Origin of the sequence: uncultured Nostoc sp. (assembly GCF_964245575.1) — a bacterium.
Classification (GTDB): Bacteria; Cyanobacteriota; Cyanobacteriia; order Cyanobacteriales; family Nostocaceae; genus Nostoc.
Map to the genome: position 1 here is coordinate 1 of NZ_CAXTNP010000236.1, position 4,192 is coordinate 4,192.

Consider the following 4,192-nt stretch of genomic DNA (forward strand, 5'->3'; position numbering starts at 1 on the left):
CGTTGACGTAGATATTCCACAGCCAAGAAGTCAAAAGGAGGAAACAAGTATTTGCCAGGGCAAACGCATCTAAATTACTCTTGATCACAACGAAGGGTAAGAACCAACGAAAAAACCAGGATTTCGCGCTTGATTATTTTTTAAGCCCCAAAGCGATCGCCTAAAGTTTTCGCAATAAGTAAGAGTTAATGACATTATTTTTAGTCCTATTGAGAATATATTTTACTTATTGACATGATGCGGCCGCCCTGAAGTATTTGCTAAAGGGGGGAGAATTAGTGTAACCTAAACTATTAATCAATATTAGTGATTTTACAACTTGAGGGTAAGTGAGAGTAAAATCAATTGCAGTTGCACCTCCCATTGATGCACCTACTAATGTTATCGGTCTGTTGATTAAAGTTTTCCAAAAGTCGTAAAGGTGAATTCTGATTGTAGTTGGACTGTAATTTATTTCTTTTTGCCTTTGTGTAAAGCCAAAACCTAACTTTTCTACTGCCCATGTTTCATTTTGAGTAGCAAGTAATGGCAACAGAAGACGGAACTCTAGGATGGAACTATCGAAGCCGTGTAGCAGCAGAATTGGTGTGCCTTTACTACCTTTATGAATGTAGGTTGTGACGATTGGGTGTTGGCTCAAGGTGGTTGCAAGGGCAATTCTCTATTGGACTTTGTCCAAAAGCGATCGCTTTTAGGTCTGTTAGCTAATTAACTTGTGATGGGAGAAAATTAGTCAACATCAGTATTCACTCCAAACTAATTTTCCACAACCCATCTAGTGCATTTGATTGTTGCAATTGACTATCACTCCTGCCAAGCCAATTATTGTCATACACCAAGCCAACACTGAACGTGCTATTTACAGGATATTGCCCACAATTCCAAAACCTTCAATATTGTTTGAGTCAGTAATTACCTGCTGGTTCAACTGTATGGTTGTTTGGTTGCCGTCGTCAAAGTAAATAGTAGCCCGCTTGTTGTGAAAGCTGACCTGAACTTTGTAGACCCCACCAGTCGCATAATAGTAAGCTCTAGCAGGTAGCTTTTGACCATCAATATTTTGCCCTTTGAACTCAACTGCCATAGCAGGCGTGCCTAGCAGTAATAGGACTGGTAGGACTAAGCCTAAAAGTTTCATTGGTACTAACAAACACTTTCAATCAAACTACTTTCTACTTTAAAACATAAAACTAATTTGTGGATTAACTAGTGATCGCTTGGCTGAAATTGGGAATCCTAAAGGAAGTTTTGAGTGATTTTTAGTACAAATGGTTTTTAAACTTCGCTTGATTGGTATTGCTGCTTTACTGCTAGCTCAAATGTCATTACCCGTATTTGCCAACAATCTTAATGCTACAGTTGTAAGCGTCGGTGACGCTTGACACAAAGAAAAGAGTAGCAACAGCGTTCGCCCTGCAAGTATTAGTAAGAACTAGTAGGATTACCAGCAGATGTACTCTTATCGAGTAAGATAAGCCAGAGCCGACTTGATTTCCTCTTCAGATGCCAGACTTTCATCAACTGCCAGGAATGACACTAAATTGAGTGGCTTGTTGGTCTGCGCTGCGGCATATATTTTATGGTGGCCATCCAGTAAATAGTGAGCTAAACACCAATGCTCAGTAATCTCAGGATTGCCCTGCCAAACGGCTGGCTGCTTAATGTCCAAAACAGAGACAGTCAATGCCGTTGGTTGCCCACCATGCGCTATTTCATCCTGATAATGTACCACTCTGAGTTGATCCAGCTTTGTGGCAGGGAACAGAGGAATGACAAACTCGAAAAGTTGGCGATGTTCGCCCAGTGCCAGTGAGTGACTACGATAGTAAGCAACGTGCGGATGATGCGGTGGTAACGCATCAATGCCCCACAAAGCAACCTGCTCTTGAACAAAATAATCGTCAGGATGTCCGGGTGCAATCAGGCGTGGAAGTACCGTTGGAAAGTTGACATATAGGATTCATACTTGAATATTGAAATATACTTAGGACTAGCAATGCCTACCACGTAAGGGTTTTGGTGAGCTATAGATACTTAGATTTTTTCATAAATCAAATATGAGTCCTATAGTAAGTTCCTGTTGGGAGGACTTGACTTAGAATAGAAGTAAATGCAGGATCAATAATGTCAATTCCACTATTGAGCCGTTCTGCAATGGTTGGGGCACAAATAGTGTCATTGGCACTCTCTAGCCGCTCAAAAAAGAAGGCGCAAGTTCCGCAGACATTCCCAAGATGATAAGCTCGTTTGTTTCCAATTGTCAGGTAACGATCCCAGCTGTTATTAGATTTCTCGAAACCAAGAATTGAAGAAGAATAAGATATTGTAATACGACTTGGCTCGTTCATAGGCGTAGCAGAATATATGTGTCGCATACGAGATTTAATTGAGTTTATGACAGGTATGCTCTCGCGCTTATGTAATTAGCTATTCGTCTTTATATTTTATGATTTTAGTAGATTTATCTCACCATTTACACCAACCTCAACGCAAGCCCCTGAATCCTTTCGTTGGTTTCTACAATTTTTAGATTCTTCAGGTCTAACACAACACTTCGTCATAACGAACATAATTCATGGGCAGTGATTGTTGAGGCGAAATAACCTATCGTTAAATATTTGTAAAGAAATAACAGTTGATACATAAAACAGAGCTTTTTCAACTGATTAATATTTAGAAGTCACTATAGCTATATGTCTATAGGACTTACGCACTGTACAAAGGAATCATCTTGTGTATTCACGTAAATACGTTGTTTCAGCCTTTTACAAGCGATCCAATGTTTAGCCGCGATCGCAAAAGGATAGTTGAAAAATTTGGCTTTTAAGCCCTGAAAAGCATATCTGCTATTTGGGCTTTTCTGTCAATGCGTAAGTCCTAGTCTACTACAGTCAAGGGTTTGTTCACTATGTCTTGGGAAATAAGCAAGGTGCGCTGGCAGATTTACAAAAAGCTGCTCACCTGTTTCAAGAACTAGTTTGACCCGTCCTCATTTTTGGGTTACAGAGAAAACATTGGCTGTAGCGCAGTTAGTGAACTTTTGTAAATATTGCGTATCGTCTGCGAAAAACTTATGAGATGGAAATGAAAACTCAACAGACACCGGATCTGTCAAATTATCAGACAGGGTTTCTCATGAACTTTTGTAAACAATTAGTTGATTCTGCATAAAACTTGTATGCCCAATGTAAGTTATGCAGATACTTGCTTGACGAGCATTAATTGAGGTTTACTTGATCTGGCATTGCGTAATCGTTGTGGGAGCAATTACTGCTTTGTATAAGGGAGGTGCATTTGTAAAAAGAATGTGGGTTAGCAATCAGTCACAAAATGTATTCCGACTGTGATTCATCAGCTCTAAATATTCAAAGGAATCTAAAGTAAATTCTAAGAAGCTAAAGCTTTAGATTGCAATCTCATTATTTCAACACTCTTATGCAAATCGGAGTTTTTTTAAACACTGTCTATTTAGCTGCGATAAAAGCCTAAAATTTCATCGACTTCAGAGGATTTTATTTAGTTGTAAGTGGCTTAAAGACTGCTCATGCAAATGAGCAAACCGACCTACTAACGGATATTAAAAGGATTTTGCTCATGCCTAGACTTACGGTTCCACCTAATTTAATCGGGACTTCCGGTATTGATACTTTAGTCGCAGAAGATTTCAACCCTTTGGCAATTGGTATTGACGTCTTAAGTCCAGGTGTGATTAATACATTATCAGGAAACGACAGTATTACTGGTACTGGTACTGTTGGAAGCCCCTATAAGCTTATCAAACCTAGTACTGGCATTGGCATTAATATTAGTGGTACTCTCAATGCAGGGGATGGGAGTGACATGATTGTTGGCATCGGTACTGGCGGCTCTGGCATTAAAATTACAGGCGAAGATGGCACTGGGATCAACAACAGTAGTAGTCTTAATGCAGGGAGTAAAAGTAACACGAACGCTGCTGATAGCAGTACTAGTGACAACCGCAGTAGTGAAAACAGTACAAGTGGAATCGGTATTAGGAACAGTGGTAGTCTAAAAGCAGGGAATGGAAATGACATTATCACTGGCACAGGTACTGGTGGTGCCACTAGAGGGGGTGGAGGAGGCAGTGCTGCTCCCGACCGTCAAGGTGTTACTGGAATCGGCATCAGTAACAGTGGCAGTTTTGATGCAGGAAAAGGAAATGACACTATCA

3 protein-coding genes and 1 pseudogene are annotated in these 4,192 nt (G+C 40.1%); 1 reads left to right on the plus strand and 3 read right to left on the minus strand.

Annotated elements, in window-relative coordinates; all coding sequences use genetic code 11:
- Positions 1–226 precede the first annotated feature (226 nt).
- From ACFFAP_RS28620 to ACFFAP_RS28630, 3 genes are all read right to left on the minus strand, one after another.
- A complete protein-coding gene (locus tag ACFFAP_RS28620; protein ID WP_375514406.1) occupies positions 227–640 on the minus strand; it encodes an alpha/beta fold hydrolase in 414 nt (137 codons plus the stop codon).
- 219 nt (positions 641–859) lie between these two features.
- Positions 860–1,138 (minus strand): hypothetical protein, encoded by a 279-nt coding sequence (locus tag ACFFAP_RS28625; protein ID WP_375514407.1) that lies wholly within the window; start codon positions 1,136–1,138, stop codon positions 860–862.
- Between the two features lie 321 nt (positions 1,139–1,459).
- Entirely contained in the window at positions 1,460–1,873 is a 414-nt protein-coding gene (locus tag ACFFAP_RS28630) for a hypothetical protein (protein ID WP_375514408.1), read from the minus strand.
- Positions 1,874–3,594: 1,721 nt separating this feature from the next.
- On the opposite strand from ACFFAP_RS28630, the pseudogene ACFFAP_RS28635 reads away from it, so the two are divergent.
- Positions 3,595–4,192: pseudogene (locus tag ACFFAP_RS28635) on the plus strand (hypothetical protein); the annotation flags it as partial.